Source organism: Pseudomonas sp. FSO-7, assembly GCF_059579345.1.
Genome location: NZ_CM184193.1, coordinates 2,174,236 through 2,190,009, shown reverse-complemented (window position 1 = coordinate 2,190,009; position 15,774 = coordinate 2,174,236). Strand labels below are relative to the sequence as shown.

The 15,774-nt window shown below is 61.7% G+C and carries 11 protein-coding genes; 5 read left to right on the top strand and 6 right to left on the bottom strand.

The window, feature by feature from the left end:
- Positions 1–87: 87 nt before the first annotated feature.
- Positions 88–1,551, bottom strand: coding sequence for a glyceraldehyde-3-phosphate dehydrogenase (locus AC515T_RS09580; RefSeq protein ID WP_092197341.1), 1,464 nt, complete (start codon positions 1,549–1,551; stop codon positions 88–90).
- Between the two features lie 168 nt (positions 1,552–1,719).
- On the opposite strand from AC515T_RS09580, the gene mfd reads away from it, so the two are divergent.
- The 3 genes from mfd to AC515T_RS09565 are packed head-to-tail and all read left to right on the top strand — an operon-like array spanning position 1,720 to position 8,451.
- Positions 1,720–5,169: a transcription-repair coupling factor gene (mfd, locus tag AC515T_RS09575; RefSeq protein ID WP_496532268.1), complete on the top strand. Its 3,450-nt coding sequence runs from the start codon at positions 1,720–1,722 to the stop codon at positions 5,167–5,169.
- A gap of 10 nt (positions 5,170–5,179) precedes the next feature.
- The gene (locus AC515T_RS09570) at positions 5,180–5,746 is read left to right on the top strand and encodes a CsiV family protein (RefSeq protein WP_496532267.1); all 567 of its coding nucleotides are present in this window, start codon (positions 5,180–5,182) and stop codon (positions 5,744–5,746) included.
- A gap of 11 nt (positions 5,747–5,757) precedes the next feature.
- The gene (locus tag AC515T_RS09565; protein ID WP_496532266.1) at positions 5,758–8,451 is read left to right on the top strand and encodes an SNF2-related protein; all 2,694 of its coding nucleotides are present in this window, start codon (positions 5,758–5,760) and stop codon (positions 8,449–8,451) included.
- Between the two features lie 245 nt (positions 8,452–8,696).
- Here AC515T_RS09565 and nagZ read toward each other — a convergent pair whose 3' ends face one another.
- Positions 8,697–9,695 carry a beta-N-acetylhexosaminidase gene (gene nagZ, locus AC515T_RS09560; protein WP_496533098.1) on the bottom strand — a complete coding sequence of 333 codons (999 nt, stop codon included), beginning with the start codon at positions 9,693–9,695 and terminating at the stop codon, positions 8,697–8,699.
- 183 nt (positions 9,696–9,878) lie between these two features.
- A complete protein-coding gene (locus AC515T_RS09555; protein ID WP_013692622.1) occupies positions 9,879–10,586 on the bottom strand; it encodes a TetR/AcrR family transcriptional regulator in 708 nt (235 codons plus the stop codon).
- Positions 10,587–10,827: 241 nt separating this feature from the next.
- Between AC515T_RS09555 and lexA the strand changes: the two genes are divergently transcribed.
- Positions 10,828–11,436 (top strand): transcriptional repressor LexA, encoded by a 609-nt coding sequence (lexA, locus tag AC515T_RS09550; protein WP_003199651.1) that lies wholly within the window; start codon positions 10,828–10,830, stop codon positions 11,434–11,436.
- Positions 11,437–11,446: 10 nt separating this feature from the next.
- Entirely contained in the window at positions 11,447–11,920 is a 474-nt protein-coding gene (gene sulA / locus AC515T_RS09545; RefSeq protein ID WP_210643675.1) for an SOS-induced cell division inhibitor SulA, read from the top strand.
- A gap of 71 nt (positions 11,921–11,991) precedes the next feature.
- Here the strand turns inward: sulA and AC515T_RS09540 are convergent, their stop codons facing one another.
- The 3 genes from AC515T_RS09540 to topA form a co-directional block, all read right to left on the bottom strand.
- Positions 11,992–12,225 carry a hypothetical protein gene (locus AC515T_RS09540; protein WP_003183419.1) on the bottom strand — a complete coding sequence of 78 codons (234 nt, stop codon included), beginning with the start codon at positions 12,223–12,225 and terminating at the stop codon, positions 11,992–11,994.
- Between the two features lie 106 nt (positions 12,226–12,331).
- Entirely contained in the window at positions 12,332–12,856 is a 525-nt protein-coding gene (locus tag AC515T_RS09535) for a DUF6586 family protein (RefSeq protein WP_496532265.1), read from the bottom strand.
- A gap of 231 nt (positions 12,857–13,087) precedes the next feature.
- Positions 13,088–15,700 carry a type I DNA topoisomerase gene (gene topA / locus AC515T_RS09530; protein WP_496532264.1) on the bottom strand — a complete coding sequence of 871 codons (2,613 nt, stop codon included), beginning with the start codon at positions 15,698–15,700 and terminating at the stop codon, positions 13,088–13,090.
- Between the last annotated feature and the right edge of the window lie 74 nt (positions 15,701–15,774).

Sequence of the window (15,774 nt, the reverse complement as noted above, 5' to 3'; positions counted from 1 at the left end):
CTCGCGATGAGGCCAGACCAAGCAACACAAAACCCAGACAAAAAAAACGCCCCGACAAATCGGGGCGTTTTCATCTGCGGCTAAGGCTTAGCGCGGGAACGCTGGCGGGTTTACCCCGGCCATGTCTTCCATCACGCGAACCACCTGGCAGCTGTAACCGAATTCGTTGTCGTACCAGACGTACAGGACAACGCGATTATCTTGGCTGATGGTGGCCTCGGCATCCACGACACCGGCGTGGCGCGAGCCCACGAAGTCGGTGGACACCACTTCCTGGGAATTGACGAAGTCGATCTGCTTATGCAGATCGGAGTGCAGCGCCATGTAGCGCAGGTACTCGTTCATCTCTTCACGGGTGGCGGCTTTCTCAAGGTTCAGGTTGAGAATGGCCATCGACACGTTCGGCGTCGGCACACGGATCGCGTTGCCGGTCAGCTTGCCGGCCAGTTCAGGCAGGGCCTTGGCGGCGGCGGTGGCGGCACCGGTCTCGGTGATGACCATGTTCAGCGCGGCGCTGCGGCCACGACGATCGCCCTTGTGGAAGTTGTCGATCAGGTTCTGGTCGTTGGTGTACGAGTGAACCGTTTCGACGTGACCATTGACGATGCCGAACTTGTCGTTCACGGCCTTGAGCACCGGAACGATGGCGTTGGTGGTGCAAGAGGCGGCGGAGACGATCTTGTCGTCAGCGGTGATGTCGCCGTGGTTGATGCCGTGAACGATATTCTTCAGCTTGCCCTTGCCAGGCGCGGTCAGGACAACGCGGTCGACACCCGGGCAGGCCAGGTGCTGGCCCAGGCCGTCGGCGTCACGCCATACACCGGTGTTGTCTACCAGCAGGGCGTCCTTGATACCGTACTGGGTGTAGTCCACCTCGGTCGGGTTCTTCGCGTAGATCACCTGGATCAGGTTGCCGTTGGCGGTGATGGTGTTGTTTTCTTCGTCGATGGTGATGGTGCCGTTGAACGAACCATGGACCGAGTCACGACGCAGCAGGCTGGCACGCTTGGTCAGGTCGTTTTCGGCACCCTTGCGCACCACGATGGCCCGCAGGCGCAGGCCGTCGCCACCACCGGTTTTTTCGATCAGGATGCGCGCCAGCAGACGGCCGATACGACCGAAACCGTACAGGACCACGTCAGTGCCTTTGCGAGCCGAAACGTTCTGCTGGCCAACCACATCGGCCATCTCTTCACGCACGAACTGCTCGGCGCTACGGCCATTGCCTTCGTTGCGGAATTTGAACGCCAACTTGCCCAGGTCCACCGAAGCCGCGCCGAGCTTGAGCTCGCTCATGGCTTTGAGCAGAGGGAATGTTTCGTGAACGGAGAGTTCGCTGTCGTCGGAAGAACGGTGGCGAGCAAAGCGGTGGGCTTTGAGGATCGCGATGACAGACTGGTTGATCAGGCTGCGGCCATAGATCGAGCTCACCACGTTGTTATTGCGGTAGAGCTGACCGATGAGAGGGATCATCGCTTCGGCGAGCGCTTCACGATCAATCCATTCACCAAGACACTGGTCGGGCTTCTGAGTCACGGTAACCTTCCACATGTAGGGGCTGAAAAAAGGGGCTACATTATGCCGCCGAGTCCTCGGCGGAGCAATGCGCGCCCGTCGCGCCGTGGTTTTCCTGCCTGCCAGGGTAGTCTGCGACTGACAGCGGCCCCCTTCCCCCGCTACAATTGTCGACTTTGTCGCAATGCTGGAGCTCAATCTTCCGTGCCCGTTCTGCGTCTTCCGCTTCTCCCTGCCGCGGCAGGTAAACAGCACTGGGGCAACCTGCCCGGTGCCGCCCTGAGCCTGGCCATTGCCGAGGCTGCCAGCGCTGCAAAGCGTTTTACCCTGCTGCTGACCGCCGACAGCCAAAGCGCCGAACGGTTGGAACAGGAGCTGAGTTTCTTCGCTCCGGATTTGCCGGTCTTGCATTTCCCGGACTGGGAAACCCTGCCCTACGATCTGTTTTCACCGCACCAGGACATCATTTCCCAGCGAATCGCCAGCCTTTATCGGCTGCCGGAGCTCAGTCATGGCGTTTTGGTAGTGCCGATCACCACGGCCCTACATCGCCTGGCTCCGACCCAATTCCTGCTCGGCAGCAGCCTGGTGCTGGACATCGGCCAGAAGCTCGACGTCGAACAAATGCGCACCCGCCTCGAGGCCAGTGGCTATCGCTGCGTCGACACAGTGTACGAGCACGGCGAGTTCGCGGTGCGTGGCGCCTTGATCGACCTGTTCCCGATGGGCAGCAAACTGCCGTATCGCATCGACCTGTTCGATGACGAAATCGAGACCCTGCGCACCTTCGACCCGGAAAACCAGCGCTCCATCGACAAAGTGCAGTCGATCCGCCTGTTGCCGGCCAAGGAATTCCCGCTGCAGAAAGACGCCGTGACCCGCTTCAAGGCGCGCTTTCGCGAGCGCTTCGATGTGGATTTCCGGCGCTGCCCGATCTTCCAGGACCTGAGCAGCGGGATTACCCCCGCCGGCATCGAGTACTACCTGCCGCTGTTTTTCGAAGAAACCTCGACCCTGTTCGACTACCTGCCCCAGGACACCCAGGTGTTTTCCTTGCCGGGCATCGAACAGGCCGCGGAAAACTTCTGGAACGACGTGCGCAACCGCTACGAAGAACGTCGCGTCGATCCTTCCCGGCCTTTATTGCCACCGGCCGAGCTGTTCCTGCCGGTGGAAGACTGCTTCGCCCGCCTCAAGAACTGGCCGCGCGTGGTGGCGAGCCAGCAGGACGTGGAAACCGGCGTCGGCCGTGAGCGTTTTCCGGCCAAGGCATTGCCGGACCTGGCCATCGAAGCCAAGGCCACGCAACCACTGGCGGCGCTGGCGGGCTTTCTCGATGCATTTCCCGGTCGCGTCCTGTTCACCGCCGAATCCGCAGGGCGTCGCGAAGTGCTGCTGGAGTTGCTCGAACGCCTGAAGCTGCGGCCGAAGACGGTGGACAGCTGGCCGGACTTCGTCGCCGGCAAGGATCGCCTGGCGATTACCATCGCGCCGCTGAACGACGGCCTGGTCCTGGATGACCCGGCCTTGGCACTGGTGGCCGAAAGTCCTTTGTTCGGCCAACGCGTCATGCAGCGTCGCCGTCGCGAGAAACGCGCCGACGCCGCCAACGACGCCGTCATCAAGAACCTCACCGAGCTGCGCGAAGGCGCGCCCGTGGTGCACATCGACCACGGCGTGGGCCGCTACCTGGGCCTGGCGACACTGGAAATCGACAACCAGGCCGCCGAGTTCCTGACCCTGGAATACGCCGAGGGCGCCAAGCTCTACGTGCCGGTGGCGAACCTGCACTTGATCGCCCGCTACACCGGCAGCGACGACGCCCTCGCACCGCTGCATCGCCTGGGCTCGGAAACCTGGCAGAAAGCCAAGCGCAAGGCGGCTGAACAGGTGCGCGACGTGGCCGCCGAACTGCTCGATATCTACGCCCGTCGTGCGGCACGCGAGGGCTACGCCTTCGCCGATCCGAAAGCCGACTACGAAACCTTCAGCGCCGGTTTCCCCTTCGAAGAAACCGTCGACCAGCAGACCACCATCGAAGCCGTGCGCGCCGACATGCTCGCGCCCAAGCCCATGGATCGGCTGGTGTGTGGCGACGTCGGCTTCGGCAAGACCGAAGTGGCGATGCGCGCCGCGTTCATTGCCGTGCACGGCGGCAAGCAGGTGGCGATCCTGGTTCCGACCACCCTGCTCGCCCAGCAGCACTACAACAGTTTCCGCGACCGCTTCGCCGACTGGCCGGTGACCGTGGAAGTGATGAGCCGCTTCAAATCCACCAAGGAAGTGAACGCCGCCGTGGCCGAACTGGCCGAGGGCAAGATCGACATCGTCATCGGCACGCACAAGCTGCTGCAGGACGACGTGAAGATCAAGAACCTGGGGCTGGTGATCATCGACGAGGAGCACCGCTTTGGCGTGCGCCAGAAAGAACAGCTCAAGGCCCTGCGCAGTGAGGTCGACATCCTGACCCTGACCGCCACGCCGATCCCACGCACGTTGAACATGGCAGTGTCGGGCATGCGTGACCTGTCGATCATCGCCACGCCGCCGGCCCGGCGCCTGTCGGTGCGCACCTTTGTCATGGAGCAGAACAAGAGCACGGTCAAGGAAGCCCTGCTGCGCGAGCTGCTGCGGGGCGGCCAGGTCTATTACCTGCACAACGACGTGAAGACCATCGAGAAGTGCGCCGCCGATCTCGCCGAACTGGTGCCGGAAGCCCGCATTGGTATCGGCCATGGGCAGATGCGCGAACGCGAACTCGAACAGGTGATGAGCGACTTCTACCACAAACGCTTCAACGTACTGATCGCCTCGACCATCATCGAGACCGGCATCGACGTGCCGAGCGCCAACACCATCATCATCGAGCGCGCCGACAAGTTCGGTCTGGCCCAGTTGCACCAGTTGCGCGGCCGGGTGGGTCGCAGCCACCACCAGGCCTATGCCTACCTGTTGACGCCACCGCGCCAGCAGATCACCCCGGACGCGGAAAAGCGCCTGGAAGCCATCGCCAATACCCAGGACCTCGGCGCCGGCTTCGTGCTGGCCACCAACGACCTGGAAATCCGTGGCGCCGGCGAACTGCTCGGCGACGGCCAGAGCGGCCAGATCCAGGCCGTCGGCTTCACCCTGTACATGGAAATGCTCGAACGGGCGGTCAAGTCGATCCGCAAGGGCGAGCAGCCGAACCTCGACCAGCCCTTGGGCGGCGGGCCGGAAATCAACCTGCGGGTGCCAGCGCTGATCCCGGAAGACTACCTGCCGGACGTCCACGCACGACTGATTCTTTACAAACGCATCGCCTCGGCCAGCGACGAAGAAGGCCTCAAGGACCTGCAAGTGGAGATGATCGACCGCTTCGGCCTGCTGCCGGAACCGACCAAGAACCTGGTACGCACCACGCTGCTCAAGCTCAAGGCCGAGCAACTGGGCATCAAGAAAGTCGACGGCGGCCCCAACGGCGGCCGGATCGAGTTCGAGGCCCAGACGCCGGTCGACCCGCTGGTGCTGATCAAGTTGATCCAGGGCCAGCCCAAACGCTACAAGTTCGAAGGTGCCACGATGTTCAAGTTCATGGTGCCCATGGAACGCGCGGAAGAGCGTTTCAATACCGTAGAGGCGCTGTTCGAGCGCCTCACTCCGACCACTGCTTGAAGGACGCCACATGCGCCTGTTTCGCTCACTGACCTTGTTGTTGACCCTGGTCGCCCCTCTGGCGTTTGCCGATGACCTGTATCAGGTTGAAATGATTCTGGTCCGCCAGAACGCCGAGCCGGCGATTGTCAGCCGCGCGGCACCGGAAGACTGGGACACCGGCGCGCAACGCCTGGGCGCGGACAGCCAGCGCACGCCGGCCCTGGGTAACATTGTCGAGAAGCTCACGGCCAGCGGCCAATACACGGTATTGATGCACAAGGCCTGGCAGCAGACGCTCGGTGAACAGGGCCGCAAAGTCGCCATCAGTGACGGCGCCGAACAGTTCGGGCAATTCCCCATCGAGGGCACCCTGGAGCTGAAACTGGGCCGATTCACCGACGTGGATGCCGATTTCTGGATCAACCAGATCGACGCCAATGGCCTGGTCACCGCCAGCGAGCGCCTCAAACAGCAGAGCCATACCAAGAATGGCCAACTGAACTTCCTCGACAACGGCCACCTCGGCCTGTTGATCAAGATCACTTCGCTGACCGCGCCCGCACCACGGCAGGCACCTGAAGTCATTCCGGACTGATTGGCGCGCCTATGCCCTCGCCCCTGAGCAAACCCCTGGCACCTTCCTGGGTCAATCGATTCAAGGAACAGAGCCTGGAGCGCGGGCGCCGTTACGCGCTGGAAAACCGCGTCAGGATCGTCGAGGCCGGCGACAGCACCATCACCGCCAGTTGCGAAGGCTCTGGCGGCAATGTCTACCGTCAGACCATTCGCCTTAAGGAGTCGGCCAAAGGCGCGCTGATTCTGCTTGAGGCCGCGTGCTCCTGCCCGGTGCGCATCAACTGCAAGCACTGCGCGGCGGTGTTGCTGCAAGTCCAGGAAACCCTGGCCTACCCGGCTGCCGAAAAAGACACGCAATTGCTGGAAAAACTCCAGGCCGTGCTGGACAACCGCAGCCCCAAGGCCCCGCCACAAGTGCTGGTCGACAACGTACAACCGGTGCCACGCCTGTGGCTGGCCAGTATTGAGTTCAGCGCCTTCGAGCCACGCAACGGCAAGATGCAGCGCTACATTCAACACCGCGCCGCCCTGTCCTTCAGCTATCTGGACGAGTACGTCAGCGGCCAGCGCAACACCGACGTGCTGATTCGCCAGGAAACCCAGACGTTGCGGATAAAACGCCACACCGATGTGGAACAGTCCTACCGCGAACAGTTGCGAATCCTCGGCTTCAAGGTCGCTACCCGCCAAAGCAAGGCCCTGCCGGAAAGTGCCGGCGAACTGTACGAAATGGTCAACGACAGTGCCTGGCTGACGTTCACCCTCAACGACCTGCCGAAACTGCGCACCCAGGGCTGGGAATTGCAGATCGACGAAGACTTCGGCTTCGACCTGACGGCGGTGGACGAGTGGTACGCCACGGTCGAGGAAACACCGGAACGGGATTGGTTCGACCTGGAACTGGGGATCATCGTCAACGGCGAGCGTCTGAGCCTGCTGCCGATCCTGTTGAACCTGATGCGCTCGCACATCGAATTGTTCAACCCGGAACGCCTGGCCAGACGCCGGGACGATGAACTGATCCTGGTCAACCTGCCCAACCGCCCGAACTCGGAGTTCGGCCCGCAGCAGGTGGCCCTGCCCTATGGCCGGCTGAAACCGGTGCTGGCGACCCTGGGCGAGTTTTACCTGCAAGAGCCCGGCGCCACCAAACTGCGCCTCAACAGCGCGGACGCCTTGCGGCTGAACCCGCTGCAGGACATGCCGCTGACCTGGGAAGGTGGCGAACACATTCGCGGCCTGGCCCAGCGTCTGCGTGACATCAAGGATTACACCGCCACCGCGCCAGAGGGCCTGAACGCGACGCTGCGACCTTATCAACTGGAAGGCTTGAGCTGGATGCAATCGCTCAGGCAGCTGGAAGTCGGCGGCATCCTCGCGGATGACATGGGCCTGGGCAAAACCCTACAGACCCTGGCGCACATTCTCAGTGAAAAAAACGCCGGGCGCCTCGATCGCCCGTGCATGGTGGTCATGCCCACCAGCCTGATTCCCAACTGGCTCGACGAGGCCGCTCACTTCACGCCGCAACTCAAGGTACTGGCCCTGTATGGCGCCGGGCGCAAAAAGCATTTCGAACGACTGGCCGATTACGACCTGGTCCTCACCACCTATGCCCTGCTGCCCAAGGATGTCGAGCGCCTGGCCGCACAGCCATTGCACGTGCTGATCCTCGACGAAGCCCAGTACATCAAGAATCCCACCAGCAAAGCCGCTCAGGCCGCCCGGGAGATGAACGCCCGCCAGCGGCTGTGCCTGTCCGGCACGCCCTTGGAAAATCACCTGGGCGAACTGTGGTCGCTGTTTCACTTCCTGCTGCCGGGCTGGCTCGGGGACATCAAGAGTTTCAACCGCGATTACCGCGTACCGATCGAAAAGCGCGGCAGCGACGTACGACTGCAGCACCTCAACGGTCGGATAAAACCTTTCCTGCTGCGCCGGACCAAGGAACAAGTGGCGACGGAGCTGCCACCCAAGACCGAGATCATCCATTGGGTCGAACTCAGCGACGCCCAGCGGGACGTCTACGAAACCATGCGCCTGGCGATGGACAAGAAGGTCCGCGACGAGATCACCCGCAAAGGCGTGGCCCGTAGCCAGATCATCATTCTCGAGGCGCTGCTCAAGCTCCGCCAGGTGTGTTGCGACCTGCGCCTGATCAACGACGCCACCCTGCCCGCCCGAGGCAGCACCTCGGGCAAGCTCGACAGCCTGATGGAAATGCTCGAAGAACTGTTCGAAGAAGGCCGTCGGGTGCTGCTGTTTTCCCAGTTCACGTCCATGTTGGCGCTGATTGAAGACGAGCTGAAGAAACGCGGCGTCGAGTACGCCATCCTGACCGGCCAGACCCGGGACCGTCGCACGCCCGTCAAGGAATTCCAGAGCGGCAAGCGTCAGATCTTTCTGATCAGCCTGAAGGCCGGTGGCGTAGGCCTGAACCTGACCGAGGCCGACACGGTGATTCACTACGACCCGTGGTGGAACCCGGCCACCGAAAACCAGGCCACCGACCGCGCCTATCGCATCGGCCAGGAGAAGCCGGTGTTCGTCTACAAGCTGATTGCCCGAGGCACGGTGGAAGAGAAGATCCAGTTGCTGCAAAAGGAAAAGTCCGACCTCGCGGCCGGCGTGCTGGATGGACGCGTAGCCGGAGATTGGAAATTGCAGAGCGACGATATCGAGGCGTTGTTCGCACCGCTGCCGGACAAACTGGAAAAGCGCTGACTCCCCCCTGTGGGAGCCGAGCTGCTCGCGATCGCAGTGGTTCAGTTGCCGCAAATGTTAACTGTGCGGCCTTCATCGCGAGCAAGCTCGCTCCCACAGGAGGAGTTGCGGCGGTCACAAAAACCAGAATCCACCACACTTCCAATGTGGGACCGAGCTTGCTCGCGATCGCAGTGGGTCAGTTGCCGCAAATGTTGACTGTGCGGCCGTCATCGCGAGCAAGCTCGCTCCCACATTGCTCAACGCTAATCAATCAGCTGGGCAGCCCTCAGCGCGCCGAGCGCCGCCAGCCAGCGAGGGTCCTGGCGGTATTCCGTGCACGCGTAGGCCTGGCCGCGCATGCGGGCGATCCGCGCCGAAGGCTTGACCTTCAGGCGTTGGGCAGCGCTCAAGGCCAACTCCGCGGCGGCGCGGTCATTGCACACCAGCCCCATGTCGCAACCCGCCGTCAACGCCGCCTCGATACGACTGGCGGCATCACCGACCACATGTGCACCGGCCATCGACAGATCATCACTGAAGATCACACCCTCGAATTGCAACTCGCCGCGCAGGATGTCCTGCAACCAGCGGCTAGAAAATCCAGCCGGACTGGCATCAACCTGAGGGTAGATCACATGGGCCGGCATGACGGCGGCCAGTTGCTTGCTCAGCCTGGCAAACGGCACCAGGTCGTTGGCGCGAATCTGTTCGAGGCTGCGTTCATCGTTCGGAATCGCCACATGGGAATCGGCTTCGGCCCAGCCATGCCCCGGGAAGTGCTTGCCGGTGGCGGCCATGCCGGCAGCGCTCATGCCCCGGATGAAGGCACCGGCCAACAACGCCGCGCGCTCGGGGTCGCCTTCGAAGGAGCGACTGCCAACGACGGCGCTGCGCTGGTAATCGAGGTCCAGCACCGGGGCAAAACTCAGGTCGAGACCAACCGCCAGCACTTCGGTGGCCATGATCCAGCCGCACTGCTCGGCCAGGTATTCGGCGTTCGGGTTGTCGGCTATCGCCCGCATCGCTGGCAACCGTACAAAGCCCTGGCGCAGCCGCTGAACACGACCACCTTCCTGGTCGACGGCCAATAGAAGGTCGGGGCGGATGGCGCGAATCGACGCGCTCAACTCTCGCACTTGCCGCGGATGCTCGATATTGCGGGCAAAGATGATCAGGCCGCCTACCTCGGGCTGGCGCAACAGGTGGCGATCTTCGGCCGTCAGCCAGGTACCGGCGACGTCCACCATCAACGAGCCTTGCAGGCCAGCTGTCATAGCATTTCCTTAATAACGATGAACCCGCGCGGTGACACGGGCATGACCACACCGCCAGGCCCAAGGCCCGGCAGGTCGCGGTCATGCACTAAAGAATGGAACGGGTTCGAAACGAGAGTCGGCATGGGCGGCTAGCTTAGCGGATGTGGGCAGCCGCGCCCACCCGTGCCCTCAAGCCTTGGCCAGCGCCGGGGTCGATTTGCTGCGAGGACGCAGTTGCGCGGCCGCCATGGCCTCATCGGTGACGCCGCTTTCGGCACGCATGCCGGCCGCCAGGAACGGCACCATCAGGCGCATCACCTGCTCGATCGACGTGTTCACGCCAAAATCGGTTTCAGCGATGGCCCGCAGCGCCTTGATGCCGGACATGCTGAACGCGGCTGCGCCGAGCATGAAGTGCACCCGCCAGAACAACTCGATGGGCGGAATCCGCGGTGCGGCTTCGTTGACCAGCAGCATGTAGCGACGGAAAACCTTGCCGTACATGTCTTCCAGGTAACGCCGCAGGTGACCCTGGCTCTGGCTGAAGGCCAGGCCCAGCAGGCGCATGAAAATGGACAGGTCGTTACCGCTGCGCGGTTGCACGACGAGGGCTTGCTCGACCAGGATTTCCAGCAGTTCTTCCAGGGTCGGTTTGACATCGGGCTTGGCCTGGCGCCGCTCCAGCTCACGATCGAGGCTGAGGCAGAAGGGCCCGAGGAAGCGCGAGAAAACTGCCTGGATCAAGGCTTTTTTCGAGCCGAAGTGATAGTTCACCGCCGCCAGGTTCACCCCGGCCTTGCTGGTGATCAGACGCAATGAGGTTTCGGCGAAACCTTTTTCCGCGAACAACTGCTCGGCAGCATCGAGAATGCGTTCAACGGTTTCCGACTGGGCCATGGTTACTCCGCCTGACAAACACTTGTTTGAAACATACGTTTCAGCCTAGGGGTTGTCAAGCCTGCCGGGGCGTTTTGCGAACGCTCGGTCACGTATTTAACCACACCTTTTCACAGGGGGTAGCCCTGCCCTATCCAACAACCCGACCGACCGTCCAGCGGCCTGTGGAAAAAGGAGGATTGCCAAGTGGCGTCCACTGTATATAATCCCAGTCACTGTATAAAAAGACAGAGCGATCAATATGCTAAAGCTGACGCCACGCCAAGCAGAGATTCTGGCCTTCATCAAACGCTGCCTCGAAGACAACGGCTACCCGCCGACCCGTGCGGAAATCGCCCAGGAACTGGGTTTCAAGTCGCCCAACGCGGCTGAAGAGCACCTCAAGGCGCTGGCGCGCAAGGGCGCGATCGAAATGACCCCGGGCGCATCCCGTGGCATTCGTATCCCCGGCTTCGAAGCCAAGGCCGACGAAACCACCTTGCCGATCATCGGCCGGGTCGCAGCAGGCGCACCGATCCTTGCCCAGCAGCACGTCGAGGAATCCTGCAACATCAACCCTTCGTTCTTTCATCCCAGGGCCGATTACCTGCTTCGTGTACACGGCATGAGCATGAAGGACATCGGTATCTTCGACGGTGACCTCCTGGCCGTCCACACGACTCGCGAAGCCCGCAATGGCCAGATCGTGGTGGCGCGAATCGGCGACGAGGTGACCGTCAAGCGTTTCAAGCGCGACGGCAGCAAGGTCTGGCTCATTGCTGAGAACCCGGAGTTCGCCCCCATCGAAGTGAACCTGAAAGATCAGGACCTGGTCATCGAAGGCTTGAGCGTTGGCGTCATTCGCCGCTAAAGGAGGCTTTATGCAGTTCCCACACACACCACAACACACACAACTTCCGCTGTTCGAGGCATTCATGGCCCAACCGCTGGTTCCAGTCCTGAAAGAGGTCATCGAGTCGCCCTGGGGCGTCGAACCCGAGGCTTTCAGCGAACTGTCGTTACGTGGTGCGGCCGGAAACTGCCTGAACCTGCTGGCGCCGATTCTGCGAGAACTCAGCCAGGACCAGGATGCCCGCTGGTTGACGCTGATCGCCCCACCGGCCAGTGTCACCCAGGCCTGGCTGCGGGATGCCGGCCTGAATCGTGAGCGCATCCTGCTGTTGCAACCGCGGGGCACCCAAAGCGCCCAACAGTTGACGTGCGAAGCCTTGCGCCTGGGCCGCAGCCACACCGTGGTCAGTTGGCTCAATCCATTGACCACGACCGCACGGCAACAGTTGATCAGCGCCGCCCGCACCGGGGACGCACAAAGCCTGAATATTCGATTGGGCTAAGACAAACGCGGGGCTTCTCCAAGACAGAGAAGCCGGCCAGTCACACTATTCAAGAAAGCCGACAGGCGGGATCAATGAAGAACCCGCGGCCCCTCTTCCTTGTTGAATTCACCTTCAACCAGGCGACCTGCCATTTGGACACCCACGCTCAACATCGCCTTGGCGACTTCGACGTGTTGGCCCTGGAGGAATACCTTGGCATCTTCGGAGAAGTTCAAGGTAACCAGAGAACCCTCGTCCTCGGCCCTGCGCAGCTCGATGCGGCCATCAGGAAGTTCGACAATTTCTAGAAAGGACGTAGGCATAAAAGTCTGTTCTCCACGAAAGGCGAGGATTATATAGTCATCGGCCAGGCTCCGCTCAGGATCTTGACCAAGCGTTATCAATGAACGTAACGGGCTGGTGAAAAACTCAGCACTCGTTCAACCCTTCACGAAAGCGTATCGCCAGACTCTTGAGGTTCTGGCGCCAGCTCTCCAGCTCCTCCCGGCTCAACTCCTGCTCAGAGTCTTGCTCGTCCAGATTGACCGCCACGATCAACGGCTGGGTCACGTCTCCCTTGGGCTTGCGCGGGGCTCGTGGCGGCTCGAACAACGCCGCATGGGCCGCCAATAGCTTCGCCAGCCAGGTTTCCGGGTTATGCGCCAGTTCGACCATTTCGGCCAATTCCGGAATAGCGATGGTTTCCAGTACTTCGCGGGTCAACAACAGCTCGGCCCGCGGGGCATTCGCTTGTGGCAGGCGATAGAAACCGGCGATTTCATGGCACAACCCCAACAACGCACCGTACAGGTGAAACAACGCGGACTCGCGCCCTGCCTGGAGCAACGCCGGGGAATTCATCGCACGCCCGTCCTCGGCCCTGGTGAGCGCTTCGAGCGACAGGCCGGCGAAATAGATTTTCTGATTGGTGCGGGTATAGAGTTCGTGGGCCATGGCGGCATCTCCCCAACGAAATGAAAGCTTCACGCAAGTGCGACAGTGTCGTGGATCAACCGAGGCCACTGCAAGCCAAAAACAAAAGGCCGCATGAAAACCCATGGGTTGTCATGCGGCCTTTTGTTCAGTCGGGCCCTGTTGGGGGCGGCTACGCCGCCCAGCGGGAGCAAGCACCCTCGCCACAGGGAATCTCGCTTGGCCCCGTTTTTTTTCGAACAGGCGCCACAATCAGCGCTTGTCTTCGACCGTCCACTTACCGCCGTCGTAATAGGCCTTCCAGCCAGTCGGCTTGCCGTCGACTTCGGTCTGCACGTACTGCTCCTTGGTCTTGCGGCTGTAGCGAATGACCGCCGGGCGCCCTTCCGGATCCTTCTGCGGTGCCTCGCAGAGGAAATGGTACTTCGGATCGATTTCGTCCTTGTGCGGCACGATCTCCATCACCAATGGCGCACGGGTCTCACGGTTTTTCGGGAACTGGCTGGCCGCCAGGAACAGGCCGGAGGCGCCGTCGCGCAGGATGTAGGTGTCGTTGACCTTCTCGCACTTGAGTTCAGGCATCTTCACCGGGTCCATCTTCGGCGGCGCCGCGTCGCCGCTCTTGAGCAGTTTGCGGGTGTTCTTGCAGGTTGGGTTGGTGCAACCGAAGAACTTGCCGAAACGGCCGGTCTTGAGCTGCATCTCGCTGCCACACTTGTCGCATTCCAGGCTCGGGCCTTCGTAGCCCTTGATGCGATAAGTGCCCTCTTCAATCTCGTAGCCGGCACAATCCGGGTTGTTACCGCAGATGTGCAGCTTGCGCTTCTCGTCCAGCAGGTAGGCATCCATCGCCGTGCTGCAGATCGGGCAGCGATGCTTGCCACGCAGCACCAAAGATTCCGATTCGCCCTCGTCGTCCGCGGCGATTTCGTCGCCCGGCACCAGGTTGACTGTGGCCTTGCAGCGTTCCTTGGGCGGCAGGCTGTAGCCCGAGCAACCGAGGAATACGCCGGTCGAGGCGGTCCGGATTTGCATCGGACGCCCGCAGGTCAGGCATGGAATGTCAGTCATGACCGGCTGGTTGGCGCGCATGCCGCTGTCAGGGCTTTCAGCTACTTCGAGTTTTTTCTTGAAGTCGCCGTAGAACTCGTCGAGCACGTTTTTCCAGTCCCGCTCGCCCTGGGCCACATCGTCGAGGTTCTCTTCCATGCCGGCGGTGAAGCCGTAGTCCATCAGGTTCGAGAAGCTCTCGGACAGACGCTCGGTGACGATGTCGCCCATCTTTTCCGAATAGAAACGACGGTTGTGCAGCGCCACATAGCCGCGGTCCTGGATGGTGGAAATGATGGCGGCGTAGGTCGAAGGACGACCGATGCCACGCTTTTCCATTTCCTTGACCAGGCTGGCTTCGGAGTAACGGGCCGGTGGCTTGGTGAAGTGCTGGGTCGGATCGAGCTTGATCAGCTTCATCACGTCGCCCTGGGCCATGTCCGGCAGGACGTCGTCATCCCCAGGCTTGGTGATTTGCGGCATGACGCGGGTGTAGCCATCGAACTTCAGGATGCGGCCCTTGGCACGCAGCTCGAAGTCCCCGGCACCGACGCTGACCGTGGTCGACAGGTATTGCGCCGGCAGCATCTGGCAGGCCAGGAACTGGCGCCAGATCAGCTCGTAGAGACGCTCGGCATCGCGTTCCATGCCCGACAGCTTGCTTGGTTCGGTGTTGGCGTCGGACGGACGAATCGCTTCGTGAGCCTCCTGCGCGCCTTCCTTGCTGCTGTAGACGTTCGGCGTTTCCGGCAGGTACTTCTTGCCGAACTCGCTTTCTATATAAGTGCGCGCCATCGCCACGGCATCGACCGAAAGATTGGTCGAGTCGGTACGCATGTAAGTGATGTAACCGGCTTCGTACAGACGCTGGGCCATCATCATGGTTTTCTTCACGCCAAAGCCCAGGCGATTGCTCGCGGCCTGTTGCAGCGTGGAGGTGATGAACGGTGCCGACGGTTTGCTGCTGGTCGGCTTGTCTTCGCGCTTGACGATGCTGTAGCTGGAAGCCTTGAGCTTCTCCAGAGCCGCCATGGCCTGGGCTTCGTTGAGCGGTTTGAAGGCTTCGCCCTTCTCACGGGCCACGTCGAAGCGCACAGTCGCGCCCTTGGCCGTGCCGAGGTCGGCGTGGACTTCCCAATACTCTTCAGGGATGAACGCCCGGATCTCGCGCTCGCGCTCCACCACCAGCTTCACGGCGACCGACTGCACACGCCCGGCCGACAGGCCGCGGGCGATCTTGGCCCACAGCAGCGGCGAGACCATGTAGCCCACCACGCGGTCGAGGAAGCGACGCGCCTGTTGGGCGTTGACCCGATCGATATCCAGTTCGCCCGGCTGGGAGAAGGCTTCCTGGATGGCCTTCTTGGTGATTTCGTTGAACACCACGCGCTTGTAGCGGCTGTCATCCCCACCAATGGCTTCGCGCAGGTGCCAGGCAATGGCTTCCCCTTCGCGGTCCAAGTCCGTCGCGAGATAGATGGTGTCGGCATCCTTGGCGAGCCGGCGCAGCTCTTCGATGACCTTTTCCTTGCCCGGGAGGATCTCGTACTTGGCTTTCCAGCCGTGTTCCGGATCGACCCCCATGCGTGAGACCAGCTGCTTGCGCGCCTTCTCTTTGGGCGACAGCGCCGGCGCTTCACCGGCAGCAGCCTTGCCGCGCTTGGCGGCTGGCTCCTTGCTGGCGCTAGCCGAACCGCTGGTGGGCAGGTCTCGGATATGGCCGATACTCGACTTCACCACGTATTGGTTGCCCAGATACTTGTTGATGGTCTTGGCCTTAGCCGGGGATTCCACAATGACCAGCGATTTGCCCATGGATCAGAAAATTCCTGAATTCTAAAAAGTGAAAGGCGGTTGGCGCCTGACGCGGCACCGCTATATATAGTGGC

Excerpts from the sequence above, each read along its gene's own strand:
- AC515T_RS09540 (WP_003183419.1), bottom strand. The coding sequence starts at position 12,225 with ATGCCTACGTCCTTTCTAGAAATTGTCGAACTTCCTGATGGCCGCATC.
- topA (WP_496532264.1), bottom strand. The coding sequence starts at position 15,700 with ATGGGCAAATCGCTGGTCATTGTGGAATCCCCGGCTAAGGCCAAGACC.
- sulA (WP_210643675.1), top strand. The coding sequence starts at position 11,447 with ATGCAGTTCCCACACACACCACAACACACACAACTTCCGCTGTTCGAG.
- AC515T_RS09535 (WP_496532265.1), bottom strand. The coding sequence starts at position 12,856 with ATGGCCCACGAACTCTATACCCGCACCAATCAGAAAATCTATTTCGCC.
- AC515T_RS09555 (WP_013692622.1), bottom strand. The coding sequence starts at position 10,586 with ATGGCCCAGTCGGAAACCGTTGAACGCATTCTCGATGCTGCCGAGCAG.
- lexA (WP_003199651.1), top strand. The coding sequence starts at position 10,828 with ATGCTAAAGCTGACGCCACGCCAAGCAGAGATTCTGGCCTTCATCAAA.
- AC515T_RS09570 (WP_496532267.1), top strand. The coding sequence starts at position 5,180 with ATGCGCCTGTTTCGCTCACTGACCTTGTTGTTGACCCTGGTCGCCCCT.
- AC515T_RS09565 (WP_496532266.1), top strand. The coding sequence starts at position 5,758 with ATGCCCTCGCCCCTGAGCAAACCCCTGGCACCTTCCTGGGTCAATCGA.
- AC515T_RS09580 (WP_092197341.1), bottom strand. The coding sequence starts at position 1,551 with ATGTGGAAGGTTACCGTGACTCAGAAGCCCGACCAGTGTCTTGGTGAA.